The 20,608-nt window shown below is 52.5% G+C and carries 19 protein-coding genes and 2 tRNA genes; 4 read left to right on the forward strand and 17 right to left on the reverse strand.

Annotated elements, in window-relative coordinates; translation table 11 throughout:
* Nucleotides 1-11 precede the first annotated feature (11 nt).
* The 16 genes from yrbN to rlmE all read right to left on the reverse strand — a co-directional run bounded on the left by yrbN (nucleotide 12) and on the right by rlmE (nucleotide 16,181).
* Nucleotides 12-68 (reverse strand): protein YrbN, encoded by a 57-nt coding sequence (gene yrbN / locus CRO19_RS26455; RefSeq protein WP_098053093.1) that lies wholly within the window; start codon nucleotides 66-68, stop codon nucleotides 12-14.
* Nucleotides 69-172: 104 nt separating this feature from the next.
* Nucleotides 173-1,057, reverse strand: coding sequence for a lipoprotein NlpI (nlpI, locus tag CRO19_RS06260; protein WP_008104288.1), 885 nt, complete (start codon nucleotides 1,055-1,057; stop codon nucleotides 173-175).
* Between the two features lie 129 nt (nucleotides 1,058-1,186).
* Nucleotides 1,187-3,325: a polyribonucleotide nucleotidyltransferase gene (pnp, locus tag CRO19_RS06265; RefSeq protein WP_097095082.1), complete on the reverse strand. Its 2,139-nt coding sequence runs from the start codon at nucleotides 3,323-3,325 to the stop codon at nucleotides 1,187-1,189.
* A gap of 310 nt (nucleotides 3,326-3,635) precedes the next feature.
* Nucleotides 3,636-3,905 (reverse strand): 30S ribosomal protein S15, encoded by a 270-nt coding sequence (gene rpsO / locus CRO19_RS06270; RefSeq protein ID WP_036620269.1) that lies wholly within the window; start codon nucleotides 3,903-3,905, stop codon nucleotides 3,636-3,638.
* Nucleotides 3,906-4,038: 133 nt separating this feature from the next.
* Entirely contained in the window at nucleotides 4,039-4,983 is a 945-nt protein-coding gene (truB, locus tag CRO19_RS06275) for a tRNA pseudouridine(55) synthase TruB (protein WP_097095083.1), read from the reverse strand.
* Nucleotides 4,983-5,390: a 30S ribosome-binding factor RbfA gene (gene rbfA, locus CRO19_RS06280; RefSeq protein ID WP_007886693.1), complete on the reverse strand. Its 408-nt coding sequence runs from the start codon at nucleotides 5,388-5,390 to the stop codon at nucleotides 4,983-4,985. The genes truB and rbfA overlap by 1 nt, the downstream gene beginning before the upstream one ends.
* A gap of 65 nt (nucleotides 5,391-5,455) precedes the next feature.
* A complete protein-coding gene (infB, locus tag CRO19_RS06285; RefSeq protein WP_097095084.1) occupies nucleotides 5,456-8,146 on the reverse strand; it encodes a translation initiation factor IF-2 in 2,691 nt (896 codons plus the stop codon).
* Nucleotides 8,147-8,163: 17 nt separating this feature from the next.
* Complete coding sequence (nusA, locus tag CRO19_RS06290; RefSeq protein WP_097095085.1) at nucleotides 8,164-9,651, reverse strand: transcription termination factor NusA; 1,488 nt, start codon at nucleotides 9,649-9,651, stop codon at nucleotides 8,164-8,166.
* Between the two features lie 24 nt (nucleotides 9,652-9,675).
* Entirely contained in the window at nucleotides 9,676-10,128 is a 453-nt protein-coding gene (gene rimP, locus CRO19_RS06295) for a ribosome maturation factor RimP (protein WP_036620302.1), read from the reverse strand.
* 212 nt (nucleotides 10,129-10,340) lie between these two features.
* Nucleotides 10,341-10,417: transfer RNA gene (locus CRO19_RS06300), tRNA-Met, on the reverse strand.
* A gap of 59 nt (nucleotides 10,418-10,476) precedes the next feature.
* Nucleotides 10,477-10,563 (reverse strand) — tRNA-Leu (locus tag CRO19_RS06305).
* A 49-nt stretch (nucleotides 10,564-10,612) separates the two neighbouring features.
* Nucleotides 10,613-10,948 carry a preprotein translocase subunit SecG gene (secG, locus tag CRO19_RS06310; protein WP_097095086.1) on the reverse strand — a complete coding sequence of 112 codons (336 nt, stop codon included), beginning with the start codon at nucleotides 10,946-10,948 and terminating at the stop codon, nucleotides 10,613-10,615.
* 217 nt (nucleotides 10,949-11,165) lie between these two features.
* Nucleotides 11,166-12,500: a phosphoglucosamine mutase gene (gene glmM / locus CRO19_RS06315; RefSeq protein WP_097095087.1), complete on the reverse strand. Its 1,335-nt coding sequence runs from the start codon at nucleotides 12,498-12,500 to the stop codon at nucleotides 11,166-11,168.
* A 4-nt stretch (nucleotides 12,501-12,504) separates the two neighbouring features.
* Nucleotides 12,505-13,338 carry a dihydropteroate synthase gene (gene folP / locus CRO19_RS06320; protein WP_097095088.1) on the reverse strand — a complete coding sequence of 278 codons (834 nt, stop codon included), beginning with the start codon at nucleotides 13,336-13,338 and terminating at the stop codon, nucleotides 12,505-12,507.
* 130 nt (nucleotides 13,339-13,468) lie between these two features.
* Nucleotides 13,469-15,376, reverse strand: coding sequence for an ATP-dependent zinc metalloprotease FtsH (gene ftsH / locus CRO19_RS06325; protein WP_097095089.1), 1,908 nt, complete (start codon nucleotides 15,374-15,376; stop codon nucleotides 13,469-13,471).
* Between the two features lie 175 nt (nucleotides 15,377-15,551).
* Nucleotides 15,552-16,181, reverse strand: coding sequence for a 23S rRNA (uridine(2552)-2'-O)-methyltransferase RlmE (rlmE, locus tag CRO19_RS06330; RefSeq protein WP_007886684.1), 630 nt, complete (start codon nucleotides 16,179-16,181; stop codon nucleotides 15,552-15,554).
* Between the two features lie 125 nt (nucleotides 16,182-16,306).
* Between rlmE and yhbY the strand changes: the two genes are divergently transcribed.
* Complete coding sequence (gene yhbY, locus CRO19_RS06335; protein WP_007886683.1) at nucleotides 16,307-16,600, forward strand: ribosome assembly RNA-binding protein YhbY; 294 nt, start codon at nucleotides 16,307-16,309, stop codon at nucleotides 16,598-16,600.
* A 126-nt stretch (nucleotides 16,601-16,726) separates the two neighbouring features.
* Here yhbY and greA read toward each other — a convergent pair whose 3' ends face one another.
* Entirely contained in the window at nucleotides 16,727-17,203 is a 477-nt protein-coding gene (greA, locus tag CRO19_RS06340; RefSeq protein WP_008104312.1) for a transcription elongation factor GreA, read from the reverse strand.
* A gap of 246 nt (nucleotides 17,204-17,449) precedes the next feature.
* Here greA and dacB point away from each other — a divergent pair, with 246 nt between their 5' ends.
* The 3 genes from dacB to pmrB are packed head-to-tail and all read left to right on the forward strand — an operon-like array spanning nucleotide 17,450 to nucleotide 20,603.
* A complete protein-coding gene (gene dacB / locus CRO19_RS06345) occupies nucleotides 17,450-18,883 on the forward strand; it encodes a serine-type D-Ala-D-Ala carboxypeptidase (protein WP_097097602.1) in 1,434 nt (477 codons plus the stop codon).
* A complete protein-coding gene (gene pmrA / locus CRO19_RS06350) occupies nucleotides 18,883-19,545 on the forward strand; it encodes a two-component system response regulator PmrA (RefSeq protein WP_097095090.1) in 663 nt (220 codons plus the stop codon). Before dacB ends, pmrA begins: the two co-directional genes overlap by 1 nt.
* On the forward strand, nucleotides 19,542-20,603 hold the full coding sequence (gene pmrB, locus CRO19_RS06355) for a two-component system sensor histidine kinase PmrB (RefSeq protein ID WP_097095091.1): 1,062 nt from the start codon (nucleotides 19,542-19,544) through the stop codon (nucleotides 20,601-20,603). Before pmrA ends, pmrB begins: the two co-directional genes overlap by 4 nt.
* Nucleotides 20,604-20,608: the final 5 nt, after the last annotated feature.

Raw genomic sequence — 20,608 nt, forward strand, 5'->3', positions numbered from 1 at the left:
ACACGTGCCTCTTAGATTGCGGCGGCCAGTCTACATAACTCGTCGTGAAAACTTTCAGTCATTTTCATCAAAAAGTGTGAACCGGCTCAAATTAGAAGTTTTGACGAACAGAAAAGCCCTCATCTCTGAAGATGATGACTTTACAGGTATTCAGGCAATAAAAGTTCGTCAGCTATTGCTGGTCAGATTCTGATAAATCGTCTTGTGTCTGGCCGAGTTGCGCCAGTTCCAACAATGCGTATCGGTGTTCAACAAAGTTGTTTACGTTGTTGGCCACCGCCAGTTTGAACAACGCTTTCGCGTCGTCCTTCTCCCCCAGACTTAGGTAGTACTTACCTAAATAGAAGTTGGTTTCACTGAGATGTTCAGCGAGCGAGGTGTTATCCGTTGCGTCCGCCTTGAGACGTTCCATCAATGTTTTTTCACTGATGTCGCCAAGGTAGAACTCGACAATATTCCATCCCCATTGGTCCCGGACCGCTTTGTCATGACGCTGTCTCAGCGTAACTTTCGCCTTGTCGGCATCCATATCGCTTTCAACGAGATAGAGCCAAAGGCTGCGGAAAGGATCGTTAGGATCGTCTTGATAAAACGCCAGCAGATCATCTTGCGCTAACTTGTATCGACCGCCGTAATAGAGGGCGATACCACGGTTTAAATGCGCATAGTTGTAAGTTGGATCAAGCTCAAGTACAGAATCAAACGCTTCATAGGCAGCATCAAAATTGCCTGCCTGCGTTAAGTATATACCGAGATAGTTAAATACCTCAGGCATATCTGGTCTTATAGACAGCGCTTGCGAAAAATCGTTCCGCGCTAATGCCCTCAGACCCAAACTATCATACAACACTCCGCGCTCATATAACAGCTGTGCGCGTTCATCATCGGTAAGGGCACGACTGGCAAGAATTTGTTCCATGCGCGCAAGAATGACTTCTTGCTGCAGTGTGGGCTGCAAAGGTACTGCCAGAACTTCGTTCTTACGCCAATTGGAGTTGCTGCATCCTGCCAGCGTGATAGCTGTCGCAACAAAACACCAGCGCAAAAAAGGCTTCATTTCCCACTCCCGAATACAAACATTGGGACAACCATCCTGTCATCCTCCTGCTGTGCACAAGGATTCCCGCCCTCGCGATGATCTAAATACCTCTCCCCGCAGAGCAGGGAGAGGCCAATCGGTAAACGCTTACTCGGCGTCAGATGCATCAGTGGCAGCGGTAGCAACTTCTTCCGCTGGTTTCTGCTCTGTCGCTTCTTTGATGCTCAGGCGTACACGGCCCTGACGGTCCACTTCCATGACTTTCACTGGAACTTCCTGGCCCATCTGCAGGTAGTCGGTCACTTTTTCAACGCGCTTATCGGCGATCTGAGAAATATGAACCAAACCTTCTTTACCGCCGCCAATGGCCACGAAGGCACCGAAATCAACGATACGTGTCACTTTGCCAGAGTAAACGCGGCCAACTTCGATCTCAGCAGTGATCTCTTCGATGCGACGAATGGCTTCTTTGGCTTTCAGGCTATCAGTTGCAGCGATCTTCACGGTGCCATCATCTTCGATTTCGATGGTAGTACCGGTTTCTTCGGTCAGCGCACGGATAACCGAGCCGCCTTTACCGATAACATCTTTGATCTTGTCTGAACTGATTTTGATGGTGTAAATGCGCGGCGCGAACTCAGAGATTTCCTGACGCGGCGTGCTGATTGCCTGTTCCATCACGCTCAGGATATGCAGACGAGCACCCTTCGCCTGGTTCAGAGCAACCTGCATGATTTCGCGGGTGATACCTTCGATTTTGATATCCATCTGCAGCGCGGTGATACCCTCGCGGCTACCCGCAACTTTGAAGTCCATGTCGCCGAGGTGATCTTCGTCACCCAGGATGTCAGAAAGAACCACAAAGTTGTCAGCTTCTTTAACCAGACCCATAGCAATACCGGCTACGGCTGCTTTGATCGGTACACCTGCGTCCATCAGTGCCAGAGAAGCACCACACACAGAAGCCATTGAAGAAGAACCGTTAGATTCGGTGATTTCTGACACAACACGTACGGTGTATGGGAAATCAGCTTGCTTAGGCATTACTGCCAGCACGCCACGCTTCGCCAGACGGCCGTGACCAATCTCACGACGCTTCGGTGAGCCAACCATACCGGTTTCGCCCACGCAGTACGGAGGGAAGTTGTAGTGGAACAGGAAGCTATCAGTACGCTCACCCATCAACTCATCCAGATTCTGCGCGTCACGCGCGGTACCCAGCGTTGCGGTAACCAGCGCCTGCGTTTCACCACGGGTGAACAGTGAAGAACCGTGCGTGCGCGGCAGTACGCCAGTACGCACGTCGAGGCCGCGAATCATATCTTTTTCACGACCATCGATACGCGGTTCGCCACGGATAATACGGCTACGCACAACGCTTTTCTCGAGGTCATGCACGATGTCAGCGATGTCGCCTGCATCCAGGGTTTCGTCTTCAGCCTGCAGAGCGGCGATGGTCGCGTCTTTAACCGCGCCAACCTGCGTGTAACGCTCTTGCTTGTCGGTGATGCGGTAAGCATCGCTGATGCCGGCTTCTGCCAATGCAGTAACGCGTGCGATCAACGCATCGTTAGTTGGCAATGGCTGCCAATCCCAACGTGGCTTACCGGCTTCAGCAACCAGCGCATTGATGTTTTCGATTACGATCTGCTGCTGATCGTGGCCATAGACCACGGCACCCAGCATCTGCTCTTCAGTCAGGATGTCTGCTTCAGATTCAACCATCAGCACCGCATTCTGCGTACCGGCAACCACCAGGTTCAAACGAGATTCATTGATCTCATCGGCAGTTGGGTTCAGAACGTACTGATCGTTGATATAACCCACGCGAGCAGCACCGATTGGACCATTGAACGGCAGCCCAGACAGCGCTAACGCTGCAGAAGCACCGATCATCGCCACGATGTCCGGGTTAACTTGTGGATTTACAGAAACAACGGTCGCAATGACCTGCACTTCGTTGATGAAGCCTTCCGGGAAGAGCGGACGAACTGGGCGGTCAATCAGACGTGAGATCAGGGTTTCGCCTTCGCTTGGACGGCCTTCACGACGGAAGAAACTACCCGGGATACGACCAGCAGCGTAAGTACGCTCCTGATAGTTAACCGTCAGCGGGAAAAAATCCTGACCTGGTTTCGTTTTTTTCTGGCCAACAACGGTAACAAATACAGCCGTGTCATCCATGCTCACCATTACTGCTGCGGTAGCCTGGCGCGCCATCATGCCGGTTTCCAGCGTGACGGTATGCTGACCATATTGGAATTTGCGTACGATCGGGTTCAGCAAAATTTAAGTCCTTAAATTCGGGGGGCGCAGCCTATTATGGCGCGCCGGGGATTACCGATCTTCAGTTGCATCCTCGCGACTAATGACAACCTTAACCGCCCTTGCGGTAAAGCCTCTCATTAGCCGCGCGAACCTCTGCAAGCAAAGATCGCTCTCTGCAACAATACATGAGTTTGGTCCGGATTGCTGCGGATTGCTCGAAAAAAGGGGCCATCAAGGCCCCCTTTTCGCGAAACTCGCACAAATCTGATCGTCAGATGCGTTTTTTTGCATACTGGATGCGCTACACCCTTGATCAGATTCTTCAGACTTAGCGACGCAGACCCAGGCTTTCGATCAGACCGGTGTAACGTGCAACGTCTTTACGCTTCAGGTAGTCCAGCAGCTTACGACGCTGAGATACCATGCGCAGCAGACCGCGACGGCTGTGGTGATCTTTCTTGTGCTCAGAGAAGTGACCCTGCAGGTGATTGATCTGAGCAGTCAGCAGAGCAACCTGAACTTCAGTTGAACCGCTGTCGTTGGTACCACGACCGTATTTAGCAACGATCTCTGCTTTAGCTTCTACGCTTAGAGACATAATAAACTCCAGTAATAAATGAATGTATGGGTGCCGATCTCTAATTCAGCAGCCCGCTTTTAAAGCCGCGCCATTCTACTCTTCGCCTGATAGCAACGCAAATGCGCCGTTACGTCAGATTTGAGTCGCTTGATTATGCAGGAAATTCTACCACCAGACGACGCGGCGCCACGCGCCCGTCATCAGCAATTTCGGCCATACCAATGAATTTGTGCTCATCACCTTCGGTCACGCGCACCAAGCCTTGTTCCGGCGCATCTGCCACCTGAACCGGCATTCCTTGCTTGAAATAGGCCGCCACAGCAGGCAAGAGATTCACAATTGGGAACTCTTCAGCCGGGCTATCCATTGGTAGCAATAACGCGTCAAGCGCGCTGTAATCCGGCGGTACCGCCATGTTGACGGTGGCGGCCACTTCCTGCAGCTGCTCCAGCGTCACCATTCTTTCAATGGGATAACGTGCCACCTGCAAACGACGCAGCATGATCACATGCGCACCACAACCAAGCTTCTCACCGAGATCGTCAATGATGGTACGGATGTAAGTGCCTTTAGAGACATGAATCTCTAGCTCCAGCTCATCCCCTTCCCAGCGAATAAACTGCAGTTCGAACACTTTGATCGGACGTGCTTCACGCGGCACGGTAATGCCTTCACGCGCGTACTCATACAACTTACGTCCCTGATACTTCAGCGCGGAAAACATGGTCGGCACCTGCATGGTGTCGCCGCGAAAATACTCCAGCGCTGCATCTAGCTCAGCCTGATTGAACGTAATTGCACGCGTTTCAACAATATTACCGTCGGCATCTGACGTATCGGTACGTTCACCAAGACGAGCGATGACGCGATAGCGCTTGTCAGAATCGAGCAGATACTGCGAAAACTTGGTGGCTTCACCGAGGCATACCGGCAACATGCCGGTTGCCAGCGGATCAAGCGCGCCGGTGTGGCCCGCTTTATTCGCATTAAACAGGCGTTTTACTTTCTGCAGTACATCATTGGAGGATGCGCCTTGATGCTTATCCAGCAGAAACACACCGTGGACGTCGCGACCGCGACGACGAGGACGACTCATTAGTCCTCCTTGTCATCTTCCGCCGGGCTATCGCCACGACGCTCAACATCACTCTTGATAACATTGCTGACCAGGTTCGACATGCGCATACCTTCAATCAGCGAATTGTCGTAGAAGAAGGTCAGTTCCGGCACGATACGTAAACGCATCGCTTTACCTACCAGCGTGCGAATATAACCAGAGGCTTCTTTCAGCGCCTTCAGCCCGTTTTGCACCGCTTCTTCGTCTTTGTCATTTAAAAAGGTTACAAACACCTTGGCATAAGCCAGATCGCGGGAGACTTCAACACCCGAAACTGTCACCATCATTCCAAGACGCGGATCTTTAATTTCGCGCTGCAGGATGATTGCAATCTCTTTCTGCAACTCCTGAGAAACGCGCTGTGGGCGGCCAAATTCTTTTGCCATTATTCTTTCTCCCAAATAATTCGGGAGGCCAGAGGCCTCCCAAATTGCAACACATCAAATGATGATCAATCGATGGTGCGTTTAATTTCAATCACTTCGAAGACTTCGATCATATCGCCAACGCGAACGTCGTTGTAGTTCTTCACACCGATACCACATTCCATGCCGTTACGAACTTCGTTGACGTCATCTTTGAAGCGACGCAGTGATTCCAGTTCGCCTTCATAGATAACCACGTTGTCACGCAGTACACGGATTGGGTTGTGACGCTTGATGTTGCCTTCGGTGACCATACAGCCCGCGATAGCGCCAAATTTCGGTGATTTGAACACGTCACGTACAGCAGCCAGACCGATAATCTGCTGTTTGTACTCTGGTGCCAACATACCGCTCATCGCTGCTTTCACTTCGTCGATCAGATTATAGATCACGGAGTAGTAACGCAGATCGACGCTCTCAGCTTCAATTACGCGGCGAGCAGAAGCATCAGCACGTACGTTGAAGCCAAGGATGATCGCGTTGGATGCTGCAGCCAGCGTCGCGTCGGTTTCGGTGATACCACCTACACCCGAACCGATAATCCGCACCTTCACTTCGTCGGTAGAGAGTTTCAGCAGGGAATCGGAGATCGCTTCCACAGAACCTTGTACGTCAGATTTCAGCACGATGTTCAGCTCGGACACTTCGCCTTCGGTCATGTTGGCGAACATGTTCTCCAACTTAGACTTCTGCTGACGCGCCAGCTTAACTTCACGGAATTTGCCCTGACGATACAGTGCAACTTCACGCGCTTTCTTCTCATCACGAACTACGGTCGCTTCATCACCCGCTGCCGGCACACCGGACAGACCGAGGATTTCAACTGGAATGGATGGACCCGCTTCCAGGACTTCACGACCCAGTTCATCACGCATCGCACGTACACGGCCGTATTCAAAGCCACACAGCACGATATCGCCTTTGTTCAGCGTACCTTCACGTACCAGCACGGTTGCAACCGGACCACGACCTTTATCGAGGAACGATTCAATCACCACGCCGCTCGCCATACCTTCACGGATAGCGGACAGTTCCAGCACTTCGGCCTGCAGCAGAATCGCGTTCAACAGATCGTCAATACCGGTACCGGCTTTCGCTGATACGTTAACGAACATGTTCTCGCCGCCCCACTCTTCCGGAATAATACCGTATTGGGTCAGTTCGTTCTTAACGCGGTCTGGATCAGAATCAGGCTTATCAACTTTGTTGACTGCAACAACCACTGGCACACCGGCTGCTTTCGCATGCTGGATCGCTTCGATGGTCTGTGGCATCACGCCGTCATCAGCCGCAACCACGAGGATAACGATATCCGTTGCCTGCGCACCACGTGCACGCATTGCGGTAAACGCGGCGTGACCAGGGGTGTCGAGGAAGGTGATCATGCCGTTGTCGGTTTCAACGTGGTATGCACCGATATGCTGGGTAATACCACCCGCTTCGCCTGACGCGACTTTCGTAGAACGAATGTAGTCAAGCAGAGAGGTTTTACCGTGGTCAACGTGACCCATGATGGTCACAACCGGCGCACGACTTTCCTGCGCAGCATCGGTATCACGATCGTCCATTACCGCTTCTTCCAGCTCGTTCTCACGGCGCAGGATCACTTTGTGACCCATTTCTTCCGCGACTAACTGAGCCGTTTCCTGATCGATAACCTGGTTAATGGTCGCCATTGCGCCCATTTTCATCATAGCTTTGATGACCAGTGAGCCTTTGATCGCCATTTTATTGGCCAGTTCAGCAACGGTGATGGTTTCACCGATGACAACATCGCGGTTAACAGCCTGAGCGGGTTTGTTGAAGCCTTGCTGCAGGGTGCTTGGCTTGCGGTGTTTACCACCTTTGCCGCCACGAACCTGAGCGCGCGCTTCTTCACGATCGGTTTTAGCTTCAGAATGCTTGTTGCCCTTCTTCACCGGACGTGCAGCTTTAGTGGTGCGAGCACGTGCGCGGCCTGCTTCAACCTGGCGATCGTTCTCATCTTCTGCCTGACGGGCGTGAGTTGAGGTCGTGACGTGATAGTCGCCTTTGTCCTCTTCCTCAGGTTTTTCCCATTCGGCTGATTTTTCTTCTGCCAGGCGGCGGGCTTCTTCTGCCACGCGGCGGGCGTCTTCTTCCAGCTTACGACGCGCTTCTTCTTCCGCTTTACGTTTCAGTTCGGCAGCTTCAGCTTCACGACGGGCTTTATCAGACTGCGCAGCCTTAGCTGCTACGTCGGTAGGTTGATTAGTCACTTTCTCTTTTTCCGCTGCTTCACGTTTGGCCTTGTCAGCGGCTTCGCGCTTGGCTTTATCTTCGGCTTCACGTTGCGCTTTCTGTTCAGCTTCGCGACGGGCTTGTTCTTCCGCCTCGCGACGCGCCTGCTCTTCCGCTTCACGCTGCGCCTCGGCTTCCGCTTCTGCCTGAGCTTGCTCAGACTCTGCGTCGCCTTTCACGTATGTGCGTTTTTTGCGGACTTCGATTTGTACCGACTTACTTTTACCCCCGGTGACGGGAATATTCAAGGTGCTGCGCGTCTTGCGCTGCAAAGTCAGCTTACTTGAACCGGTCTGACCGTGCTCACGATTCAGGTGAGACAGTAAGGTTTCTTTCTCTTGCTGTGACACCGCATCGTTCTCAGACTTACGGATCCCTGCATCAGCAAATTGCTGTACCAGGCGATCGACCGGGGTCTGAATTTCGGCGGCCAGCGATTTTACGGTTACATCTGTCATGCTGTTCCTTCCTGTTATTACGCGTCATCGCCGAACCAGCAGATATTACGTGCAGCCATAATTAGCGCACCGGCTTTCTCGTCATCCAGCCCTTCAATATCTGTCAGATCGTCAATACCTTGCTCAGCGAGATCTTCCAGCGTGCAAACGCCTTTCGACGCCAGGCGATACGCCAGCGCACGATCCAAGCCCTCAAGATTCAGAAGGTCCTCAGCGGGCTCCTGATTACCAAGGCTCTCTTCTTTCGCTAATGCCAGGGTAGTTAACGCATTTTTTGCTCGTTCACGCAGGGCTTCAATGGTCTCTTCATCGAGGCCGTCGATTTCCAGCAGCTCGTTGATTGGCACATAAGCCAATTCTTCCAGCGAAGAGAAGCCCTCTTCCACCAGAATGGTGGCGAACTCTTCGTCGATGTCGAGATGTTTGGTGAACATATCGATCGCTGCATGGGCTTCAGCTTGGTGCTTCGCCTGCAGATCATCGACGGTCATCACGTTCAGTTCCCAACCGCTCAGCTGGGAAGCCAGACGCACGTTTTGGCCATTACGGCCGATCGCCTGAGCCAGATTGCCAGCTTCAACAGCGATATCCATGGTGTGATTATCTTCATCCACCACAATTGACGCCACATCTGCAGGCGCCATAGCGTTGATAACGAACTGCGCTGGGTTGTCGTCCCACAGTACAATATCGATACGCTCGCCACCCAGCTCGCTCGAAACCGCCTGCACGCGCGCACCGCGCATACCGACGCAAGCGCCCACTGGATCAATACGTTTATCGTTGGTTTTCACTGCGATTTTGGCGCGTGAACCCGGATCGCGCGCTGCCGCTTTGATCTCGATAACTTCTTCGCCAATTTCTGGCACCTCAATGCGGAACAACTCAATCAGCATTTCGGGTTTAGAACGGGTCACGAACAGCTGAGCACCACGCGCTTCAGGGCGAACAGCGTACAGCACACCGCGGATGCGGTCGCCTGGACGGAAGTTCTCACGTGGCAGCATGTCTTCGCGCACAATCACCGCTTCAGCATTGCTGCCAAGATCCAGTGAAATATTGTCGCGGTTCACCTTCTTCACCACGCCAGTGATGATTTCGCCTTCGTGTTGACGGAACTGATCAACCACCATCGCGCGCTCAGCTTCACGTACTTTTTGTACGATAACCTGCTTAGCGGTTTGGGTAGTGATACGGTCGAAGGTGACAGACTCAATCTGATCTTCAACATATTCGCCCAGATTGAACGCTTCGTCTTCATAGCGGGCTGCATCCAGCGTGATCTCGCGAGTCGGCTGCGTAACTTCTTCAACAATCTGCCAGCGACGGAAGGTGTCGAAATCGCCGCTACGGCGGTCAATGCTGACACGCACTTCGATCTCTTGCTCATACTTCTTTTTGGTCGCAGTGGCCAAAGCGCTCTCCAGCGCTTCGAAGATTTTCTCACGCGGCAGGGCTTTTTCGTTAGAAACGGCTTCTACTACAGCTAAGATCTCTTTGTTCATCCTGGTTAGCCTCAATCCGGACTTTTAAAAGTGGGGGACCAGGTTCGCTTTCTGAATGTTGCTCAGCGCGAACACTTCATCGTTACCCTCAACGGTTACCGTAATCATCTCGCCTTCAACAGACTTGATAATTCCCTGCCATTTACGGCGGTTCTGTACGGCCATGCGTAGTACCAGGCTCACCTCGTCACCGGCAAAACGTGCATAGTGTTCAGCAGTGAAAAGAGGACGTTCGAGACCCGGCGAGGAAACTTCAAGGTTGTAAGCCACGGTAATAGGATCTTCCACATCCATTACTGCGCTGACCTGGTGGCTAACATCGGCGCAATCATCAACATTGATACCCTCTTCACTATCAATATAGATGCGCAAGGTTGATGTGCGACCACGAATAAACTCGATACCGACTAATTCGTAGCCAAGCGCTTCTACTGGAGCAGAGATCAACTCTGTCAATTTTTGCTCTAATGTGGACAAGCCCACCCCCAAGACATAAAAAAAGGGCCTATAGCCCAGTGTGTCGATTTCCTGATAACAAAAAACCCCGAATATTCGGGGCTTTTTGTGACTGGACCCTGTACGCCGCATAGCGGCTTCGGAGCACAATCCAAAAGAATTTTTTTCAAAATCACTGATGAGTGCGTCCGTCGATGCATACAGTATATTTGAAAAAGAACTCTAAGGGAAAGTGGTTGCGGGGGCCGGATTTGAACCGACGACCTTCGGGTTATGAGCCCGACGAGCTACCAGGCTGCTCCACCCCGCGTCCGAAAACGTGGCGAATAATACGCTGACCTTGCAAAAAACGCAAGTTATACTGAGATTTGGTACCGAGGACGGGACTTGAACCCGTAAGCCCTTTCGAGCACTACCACCTCAAGGTAGCGTGTCTACCAATTTCACCACCTCGGTACATCACTAGACTGCAACGTTACATTGTTGCACTACAGCGTTGACGATCTTACTGCGGGATATCATTGCCCGGCGTAGCCGGTTTAGCTGGCTGAGTCTGCTGTTCAGACTGAGCTGGCGCAGTGAGGTTATCCCACTCACTTCCTTTGGCTGTTTTATTCGTGTTCAGATTGCCAAGAACCAGACTGATAATGAAGAACAGCGTAGCCAGTACCGCAGTCATGCGAGTCATAAAGTTGCCAGACCCGTTTGAACCGAACAGCGTACCAGAAGCGCCTGCACCGAATGATGCTCCCATATCAGCGCCTTTGCCTTGCTGCAGCATGATCAAACCTACGAGGCCAATCGCTACAATAAGGAAAACAACTAACAGAGCTTCGTACATAATCAACCTGTTTCCTTGCGCATTTTCTGCACAGTTAAAGCTTCAACCAATATTGATGGGGCGTCTCGTCATCACCCATCAGAAGCGGGTGTGAATACTAACCAAAGGGACATACCTCTGCAAGTGCAATTTTCACCAATGCTCTCGATTGCGGAAAAAAGCACCATCCCGGTGATTTTACAGGCGGAAAAGGTAAAATCTTTCCGCCTGAATAGCCTTATACGGCTTTTACTGCATCCGCAATTTTGTGTGCCAGCGCACTAACCTGCGCCTCGTCTTCGCCCTCCACCATCACGCGAATCAACGGTTCAGTGCCGGACTTACGCAGCAACACCCGACCACGTCCCGCCAGCGTTTTTTCAACTTCAGCGGTTACGGCTTTCACACTGTCGCTTTCCAACGGATCGTTTTCACCTGCAAAACGCACGTTGACGAGGATCTGCGGTAACATTTTCATGCCACTGCATAGATCGTGCAGAGTCATATGGTTGCGCACAACAGCAGTAAGTACTTGCAAACTTGCTACAATGCCGTCACCGGTGGTGGTTTTATCCAGCAGAATAACGTGACCAGAATTTTCAGCGCCTAAACGCCAGCCTTTCTCCTGCATTTTTTCCAGCACATAGCGGTCACCGACTTTCGCACGGGTGAAAGGAATGCCCAGCTGTTTCAGCGCCAGTTCCAGTCCCATATTACTCATCAACGTTCCGACCACACCGCCACGCAGCTGGCCCTGGCGCAATCCTTCACGCGCGATGATGTAAAGAATTTGGTCGCCGTCGACCTTATGGCCCAAATGGTCAACCATCATGATGCGATCGCCGTCGCCATCGTAGGCCAGCCCGAGGTCGGCTTTTTCTTCCAATACGCGATGCTGCAGCAGACGCAAATCGGTGGCGCCGCAATCTTTATTGATGTTCATACCATCCGGCTGCGTACCGATAGCAATCACGGTAGCGCCGAGTTCGCGCAGCACGTTTGGAGCGATGTGGTATGTCGCGCCATTCGCGCAATCAACCACAATCTTGAGTCCGTTGAGGCTCAATTCGCTTGGGAAGGTACCTTTACAGAACTCGATGTAACGGCCTGCAGCATCCACAATGCGGCTAGCGCGGCCCAGCTCAGCAGACTCAACGCAGGTGATGGGTTTTTCCATCTCCAGCTCAATGGCTTCTTCAACTTCATCCGGCAGCTTGGTGCCTTCAGCCGAGAAGAATTTAATGCCGTTATCATCAAACGGATTATGCGACGCTGAAATGACGATGCCCGCTTCGGCACGGAAAGTACGCGTCAGGTAAGCGATGGCCGGCGTTGGCATTGGCCCGGTAAAGGCCGCAGATAATCCGGCGGCGGCTAGACCCGCTTCCAGCGCCGATTCCAGCATATAGCCTGAAATACGCGTATCTTTACCAATCAATACTTTGCGAGATCCCTGGCGCGCCAGTACTTTGCCCGCCGCCCAGCCCAGCTTGAGGACAAAATCAGGGGTAATCGGCGCTTCACCGACTTTGCCGCGAATACCATCTGTACCGAAATATTTACGATTACTCATGCCTTTATCCTTTTGCTCTTCGTGTCGCTTCGACGACGCGCATCGCTTCGACCGTCTCTTTCACATCATGTACGCGAATAATTTGTGCCCCTTGCATAGCGGCGATCACCGCACAGCTTAGGCTGCCGGTCAGGCGCTGCGCCGGGCCAACATTTAATAGCTGTCCAACCATCGATTTACGCGACATTCCTACCAACAGCGGTAAACCGTAATGGTGGAAATGGCTCAGATGCGCCAGCAGTTCATAGTTGTGGCTGAGATTCTTACCGAATCCGAAGCCTGGATCGAGCAGCAGATTCTCTTTTTTTATTCCGGCCGCTTCACAGCGCGCAATCTGCACAGCGAAGTAAGCGTCCACTTCGCTGACAATATCTTGATACTCCGGTGCTTGCTGCATGGTGCGTGGCTCACCTTGCATGTGCATCAGACATACCGGCAACGCCGATTCGGCAGCCGCAGCCAAGGCGCCCGGTTCAGATAAGGAACGAATATCATTGATGATGTGAGCACCTACTCGCGCTGCCTCACGGATGACTTCAGCCTTTGAAGTATCCACGGAAATCCACACCTCAAAGCGCTGAGCGATGGCTTCCACTACGGGAATCACACGTTCCAGCTCTTCTTCCACGCTAACTTCATCAGCCCCGGGACGCGTCGATTCACCACCAACGTCAATAATGGTGGCACCGGCATTCACCATCTCATTGGTATGCGTTAACGCATCCACCAAAGTGTTGTGAGTGCCACCATCTGAGAAAGAGTCCGGCGTGACATTTAAAATACCCATCACATGGGGAAAAGAGAGATCGAGATGGGAATCACGAGCGAACAACTTCATGGTGAAAATCTCCTTTGGGAAATCACTGAATCCCACAATGAAAAAACCCCGGACATGCCGGGGTTTGCATTATAACAAGCAGTGCGGGCTGCAAATCCAGCGGTAGAGTTAACATCCCGCCAGATTGCTATCACATAATCTTGTCTGAACCCGGCGTTTTCGGGTCATCTACAGGGCGAGGAGCCTGGGTTGAGTCGCCGTTACCAACGGCGACTTTAGCCTCTTCCCAACCTGCAGGTGGACGCACTTCACGGCGTGCCATCAGATCGCTGATTTGTGGTGCATCAATGGTCTCATACTTCATCAGCGCGTCTTTCATCGCGTGAAGGATATCCATGTTTTCGTTCAGGATGCGGCGAGCGCGCTGATAGTTCGTATCGATAAGGTGTTTAACTTCCTGATCGATAATGCGCGCCGTTTCATCTGACATGTGTTTTGCTTTCGCCACTGAACGGCCGAGGAACACTTCGCCCTCTTCTTCAGCGTAGAGCAACGGACCCAGCTTCTCGGAGAAGCCCCACTGCGTAACCATGTTGCGTGCTACGCTGGTCGCCATTTTAATGTCAGAGGAAGCACCCGTCGAAACATAGTCCGGACCATAAATGATCTCTTCCGCCAGACGTCCACCGTAAGCCACAGAAATACGGCTTTCCAGCTTCTGACGGTTAGCGCTGATCTCATCCCCCACCGGTAAGAAGAAGGCAACGCCAAGCGCACGACCACGCGGAATAATTGTCACTTTGTGCACCGGATCGTAACCCGGAACCAGAGTACCCACAATCGCGTGACCCGCTTCATGGTAAGCCGTCGATTCTTTCTGCTCTTCGGTCATCACCATGGAACGACGTTCCGCACCCATCATGATTTTGTCTTTGGCTTTTTCAAACTCAACCATCGAAACAACACGCTTATTACCGCGAGCAGCAAACAGCGCCGCTTCGTTGACCAGGTTAGCCAAATCCGCACCGGAGAAGCCCGGCGTACCACGTGCAATAACGGATGCATCCATATCGGTAGCCAGTGGCACACGACGCATATGCACTTTCAGAATCTGCTCACGACCCCGAACGTCTGGCAGACCAACCACAACCTGACGGTCAAAGCGACCTGGACGCAGCAGCGCTGGGTCAAGAACGTCTGGACGGTTAGTTGCCGCGATCACGATGATGCCTTCATTACCTTCAAAGCCATCCATCTCAACCAGCATCTGGTTCAGCGTTTGCTCACGTTCATCGTGACCACCGCCTAAACCGGCGCCACGTTGACGGCCAACCGCATCGATTTCATCGATAAAGATGATGCACGGTGCCGCTTTCTTCGCTTGCTCGAACATGTCACGCACACGAGATGCACCAACACCGACAAACATTTCAACGAAGTCAGAACCGGAGATAGTGAAGAATGGGACTTTCGCTTCGCCAGCAATCGCTTTCGCCAGCAGCGTTTTACCGGTACCCGGAGGACCGACCATCAAAACGCCTTTCGGGATTTTACCGCCCAGTTTCTGGAAACGGCTCGGCTCACGCAAATACTCAACCAGCTCACCAACTTCTTCTTTGGCCTCATCACAACCGGCCACGTCAGCGAACGTGGTTTTGATCTGATCTTCGGTCAACATGCGGGCTTTGCTCTTGCCGAAGGACATCGCGCCCTTGCCGCCGCCGCCCTGCATCTGCCGCATAAAGAAGATCCACACGCCAATCAACAGCAGCATTGGGAACCAGGAAATGAAGATTGAAGCCAGCAGGCTTGGTTCTTCTGGCGGCTCGCCAACCACTTTGACGTTTTTGGTCAACAGATTATCGAGTAACTTAGGATCGTTGACGGGGATATAGGTGGTGTATTTATTGCTGTCTTTTTTGACAACGTTAATCTCACGCCCGTTAATTCGTGCCTCGCGGACCTGATCTTGGTTCACTTCCGATAGGAAAGTTGAATAATCAACCCTACGGCCATTCGACTCGCTGGGCCCAAAGCTCTGGAATACAGACATCAGCACAACCGCGATGACTAACCAGAGAATCAGGTTTTTCGCCATGTCACTCAAGGGATTAACCTCATATTACAACGATGTTAACAGACAGCGTAGGGTACTATAGATCCTTCATACCTGGAATCGCAGTGCGGATGATTTTACTTGTTTACCCTGAAACTCAGAATTAGACATCAGAATAAACGCATTGGTCGTCTTACTTTGATTCCGGCAATTCAGGCTAAAGTTTGCGCCCCGTCGCCACAATGTACACTTCGCGCGAACGAAGTCGCGAAGCGTCCGGCTTACGAATTTTCACTTTCGTAAACAGGGAGCGAATTTCCCGCAGGTATTCATCGAAGCCATCTCCCTGAAACACTTTCACTACAAAACTGCCGCCCGGCGCCAGAATATCCCGACACATTTCCAGCGCCAATTCTACCAAATACATCGAACGTGGAATATCAACCGCAGGTGTACCGCTCATATTGGGTGCCATGTCTGACATGACCACTTGCACCTTTTGGTCGCCTACGCGCTCCAGCAAAGCGTTAAGCACCGCTTCATCGCGAAAATCGCCCTGCAAAAAATCAACGCCAACTATCGGGTCCATTGGTAGCAGATCGCAGGCGATGATACGACCACTTGATCCGATAAGCTGAACCACATATTGCGACCAACCGCCGGGTGCTGCACCCAGATCAACCACCGTCATGCCGGGTTTGAAAATCTTGTCACCCTGCTGTATTTCCTCAAGTTTAAACCAGGCACGCGAACGTAACCCTTTTTTCTGTGCCTGCAGCACATATTTATCGCTAAAGTGTTCCTGAAGCCAGCGACTGGAACTGGCCGAACGCTTTTTACCCGTCATAATTTTTCCAATTAAATCGTCATCGTAGCGATAAATCAGCACGCAATGGTCGCGTTGATTTGGCGATATACTCGAGATGGCGGTAGAATGAACCGTTTTCAATCCCTGAGTAAGCAAAAAATACGATGAATCTGAGTACCAAACAAAAACAGCACCTGAAAGGCCTTGCCCATCCGCTTAAGCCGGTTGTCATGCTGGGCGGTAATGGCCTTACTGAAGGCGTGCTCGCCGAAATCGAACTGGCGCTCGAGCATCACGAATTGATCAAGGTAAAAATTGCCTCGGAAGATCGTGAAACCAAGCAGCTGATCGTTGACGCTATCGTGCGTGAAACAAAAGCAGGCAACGTACAGGTCATCGGCAACACGCTGGTGCTGTATCGCCCTGCAAAAGAGCGCAAAATTACTCTTCCGCGTTAATCATGCCCTTAAAGGCGGCGACGGGCAAAGAAAGTGCCACGCTCCTGCATGTGATAAAAGGCCGCAATGCGGCCTTTTTCCTTTCTTTACAAAATGCAGCGACATATTGCAAAGCGTAGCAATAGCTTAAAGGTATTCCACCTTTAGCACTTCATATTCCACATCCCCGCCGGGGGTTTTCACAATCGCTACGTCGTCCGCTGATTTACCCACCAACCCACGCGCCATCGGTGAATTCACTGAAATCAGGTTCTGTTTAAAATCAGCTTCATCGTCACCCACAATGCGGTAGGTGAACTCTTCATCCGTATCCACATTCAGGATGGTTACGGTAGCGCCAAAAATCACGCGACCGGTTTTTGGCATGGCGGTCACATCAATGACCTGCGCATTAGAGAGTTTGGCTTCAATCTCTTGAATACGCCCCTCGCAGAAACCCTGTTCTTCGCGAGCCGCATGGTATTCGGCATTCTCTTTCAAATCGCCGTGCTCACGGGCTGTGGCGATGGAGGCGATAATGCGCGGACGCTTCACGGATTTCAGTTCGTTCAGCTCTTCGCGCAGCTTCTCAGCGCCTTTCAACGTCATCGGAATCTGATTCATTTTGGCTCCTCGTCATCTATCCTGGTTAACGGCGTCATCCTGACCGGTGACAGCAGAAAACAGCTTCTGCGGCGCGTTACCTCTTTTCACAAGCAAAAGAAGCCTGACCCGGAAAGCTTTCCGGGTCAGGTTCGGTTTTGCATTTTGATACGTATTTTACCCCAGAGTTCCCTGTGGGTCATCGTTTACTTTGCACCGTCTGGGGACGTAGTATTGACGCCTTCACCCGTCAGTTACCGCGAGATTATGCGATTTTCACGACTTGTTACCGGATTAACCTGTGCGTTTATGCTGCAGGCACAAGCAGCTCCCGTTGAAGAATACATGCAGTATTTGCCAGACGGCGCAAACCTGGCGCTGATGGTACAAAAAGTGGGCGCATCAACCCCGATAATCGATTATCACGGCAAACAGATGGCATTACCGGCCAGCACCATGAAGGTGGTGACGGCGCTGGCGGCCCTGCTGGAACTCGGTCCCGACTTCCGTTTCCAAACCACCATGGAAACTAAAGGCGCGGTTAACGATGGCACGCTCAATGGCGATCTGGTCGCACGTTTTGGCGGCGATCCGACGTTAAGTCGCCAGGATCTGCGCAATATGGTTGCTGCGCTAAAAAAGCAGGGCATCACCCACATCAAGGGCAATCTGGTGATCGACACCTCGGTGTTCGCGAGCCACGATATGGCCCCAGGCTGGCCGTGGAACGATCTGACACAGTGCTTTAGTGCACCGCCGGGTGCTGCCATTGTCGATAAAAACTGTTTCTCAGTTTCGCTCTATAGCGCCACTACGCCGGGCGAGAATGCCTTTGTGCGCATCGCTTCGTATTACCCAGCGCACATGTTCAGTCAGGTGCGCACCATCGGCCGTAACAGCGGTGACGGACAATATTGCGAGCTGGATGTGGTGCCCGGCGAACTTAATCGCTACACACTAACCGGCTGCATGCGTCAACGTGCTGAACCGCTGCCGCTGGCGTTTGCCGTGCAGGATGGCGCCGCGTGGGCCGGTGAGATCCTCAAAGCCGAGCTGCGCGCTGCCGATATCGATTACAGCGGCCATTTAGTGCGTCAATCACAAGTGACCTCACCGGGCAGCGTGCTGGCGTCAACGCAATCGGCGCCGCTGCATACACTGCTGCACACCATGCTGAAAAAGTCGGACAACATGATTGCCGATACCGTATTCCGCACCATCGGCCATCACTACTTCAACGTGCCGGGTACATTCCGCGCGGGCTCAGATGCCGTACGCCGAATCCTGCGGGAAAAAGCCGGCGTTGATCTCGGCAACAGCATTCAGGTTGATGGTTCCGGACTGTCGCGTCATGACCTGATCGCGCCAGATACCATGATGCAAGTGCTGCAATACATTGCGAAGAACGATTCGACGCTGAATTATATTTCGATGCTGCCGCTGGCGGGTTATGACGGCACCCTGCAATATCGCGGCGGTCTGCATGAAGCAGGACTGGATGGTAAAGTGTCGGCAAAAACCGGTTCACTGCAGGGCGTCTATAATCTGGCTGGATTCATTACCACCTCAAGCGGTGCGCGCGTGGCGTTTGTCCAATACCTCTCCGGCTATGCGGTTCCGCCGGAAGATCAGAAAACGCGCCGTATTCCATTGGTACGTTTTGAGAGTCGCCTCTACTCGGATATCAACAAAAATAACTGATGAAACTGCTCATTGTCGAAGATGATACGCTGCTGCAGTCGGGCCTGGCGCAAGCGCTCAGCGCGCAAGGTTACGCCATCGACTGCGCCAGTACAGCTGCCGAAAGTAATGCACTGCTGCGCAGCGGTCAGTACAGCCTGATCGTGCTCGATCTTGGCTTACCGGATCGCGATGGCGCTTCCTTGCTACGCCAGTGGCGCCGCGACGGCATCGCGGTACCCGTGCTGATCCTCACGGCGCGCGATGCGCTGGAGGATCGCGTGGAGGGCCTGGATGCCGGCGCCGATGATTATCTGGTGAAGCCGTTTGCGCTGGTTGAGTTACAGGCCCGCGTAAGGGCATTAATTCGCCGCTATCAGGGCCACAGCGATAACCTGCTGCAACAGGGCGATCTGACGCTGAATCTCAGTTCGCAGCAGGTTCTGCTGGAAAATCTTCCGCTGGAGATCACGCCCAAAGAGTTCGCACTGCTGACGCGCTTACTGATGCGAGTGGGACAAAACGTCCACCGCGAAACGCTGCAGCAAGATCTCTACAGCTGGAATGATGATCCCGGCTCCAACACCCTCGAAGTTCACATTCACAATCTGCGTCGCAAGCTCGGGAAAGATCGCATCAAAACCGTGCGCGGCGTAGGTTACCGCCTGGAAATCCGCGAATGAACAGCATGCGTCAGCGGTTATTAATCATGCTGGCGCTGATCCTCCTCACCTGTCAGGTGATGAGCGCCATCTGGCTGTGGCATGAAAGCCGCGAACAAATCAGCTTTTTAGTTAACGAAACCCTTTCCGCACAAGCGCGTAACGATCGCGTGGAAAATGAGATTCGCGAAGCCATTGCGTCGCTGCTACTGCCCTCTTTAGTGATGGTAGGCCTTACTCTGCTGCTGTCATTTTGGGCGATTAACTGGATCATTCGCCCGCTCAAGTCGCTACAAGACAGTCTCGCGCATCGCTCGGCGGATAATCTCTCTCCTTTACCGATCTATTCAGAAATGGATGAGATTGTGGCGGTAACGTCGTCGATTAACCAACTCTTTTCGCGCCTGGATCACACGCTGCAGCAGGAACGATTATTCACCGCCGATGCGGCGCACGAGCTGCGTACGCCGCTGGCAGGATTGCGGCTGCACCTTGAGCTCCTGCATCAGCAGAACGTGCCGCAAAGCGAGATGCTGATTGAACGTATCGATCAGCTGATGCACACCGTAGAACAGCTGCTCATGCTGTCACGCGCCGGACAGGCATTGGCAGGGGGTCACTATCAGCAGGTACTATGGCAAAAAGAGATCATGCACCCGCTGCGGCCGGAAATGGCCGAACTTTACCACCAGCGGCAGCAAATCCTGCATTGGCCACAGAGCGATGATCTACAGCAGCAAGGGGAACCGATGCTGCTGCGCCTGATGCTACGTAATTTGCTGGAAAACGCCTCACGTTACAGCCCGGAAGGTAGCGAAGTGACGGTAAAAATGCGGCAGGACAAGCAGCAGGTGATTATCGAAGTGTGGGATCAGGGGCCCGGTATTGATGCGACGGCCGCAGAAGAGCTGACGCAGGCGTTTCGTCGTCGCGATCAGCGTTACGGCGGTAGCGGGCTTGGTCTTAATATTGTGCTGCGTATCGTGCAGATGCACCGCGGCAGATTGGAACTGATTAATCGTGAGGATAGCAGCGGACTGATTGCCCGCTGCTATTTGCCATTGCAACTGATTGGCTGAACGCC

Source organism: Candidatus Pantoea floridensis (genome assembly GCF_900215435.1).
GTDB lineage: Bacteria > Pseudomonadota > Gammaproteobacteria > Enterobacterales > Enterobacteriaceae > Pantoea > Pantoea floridensis.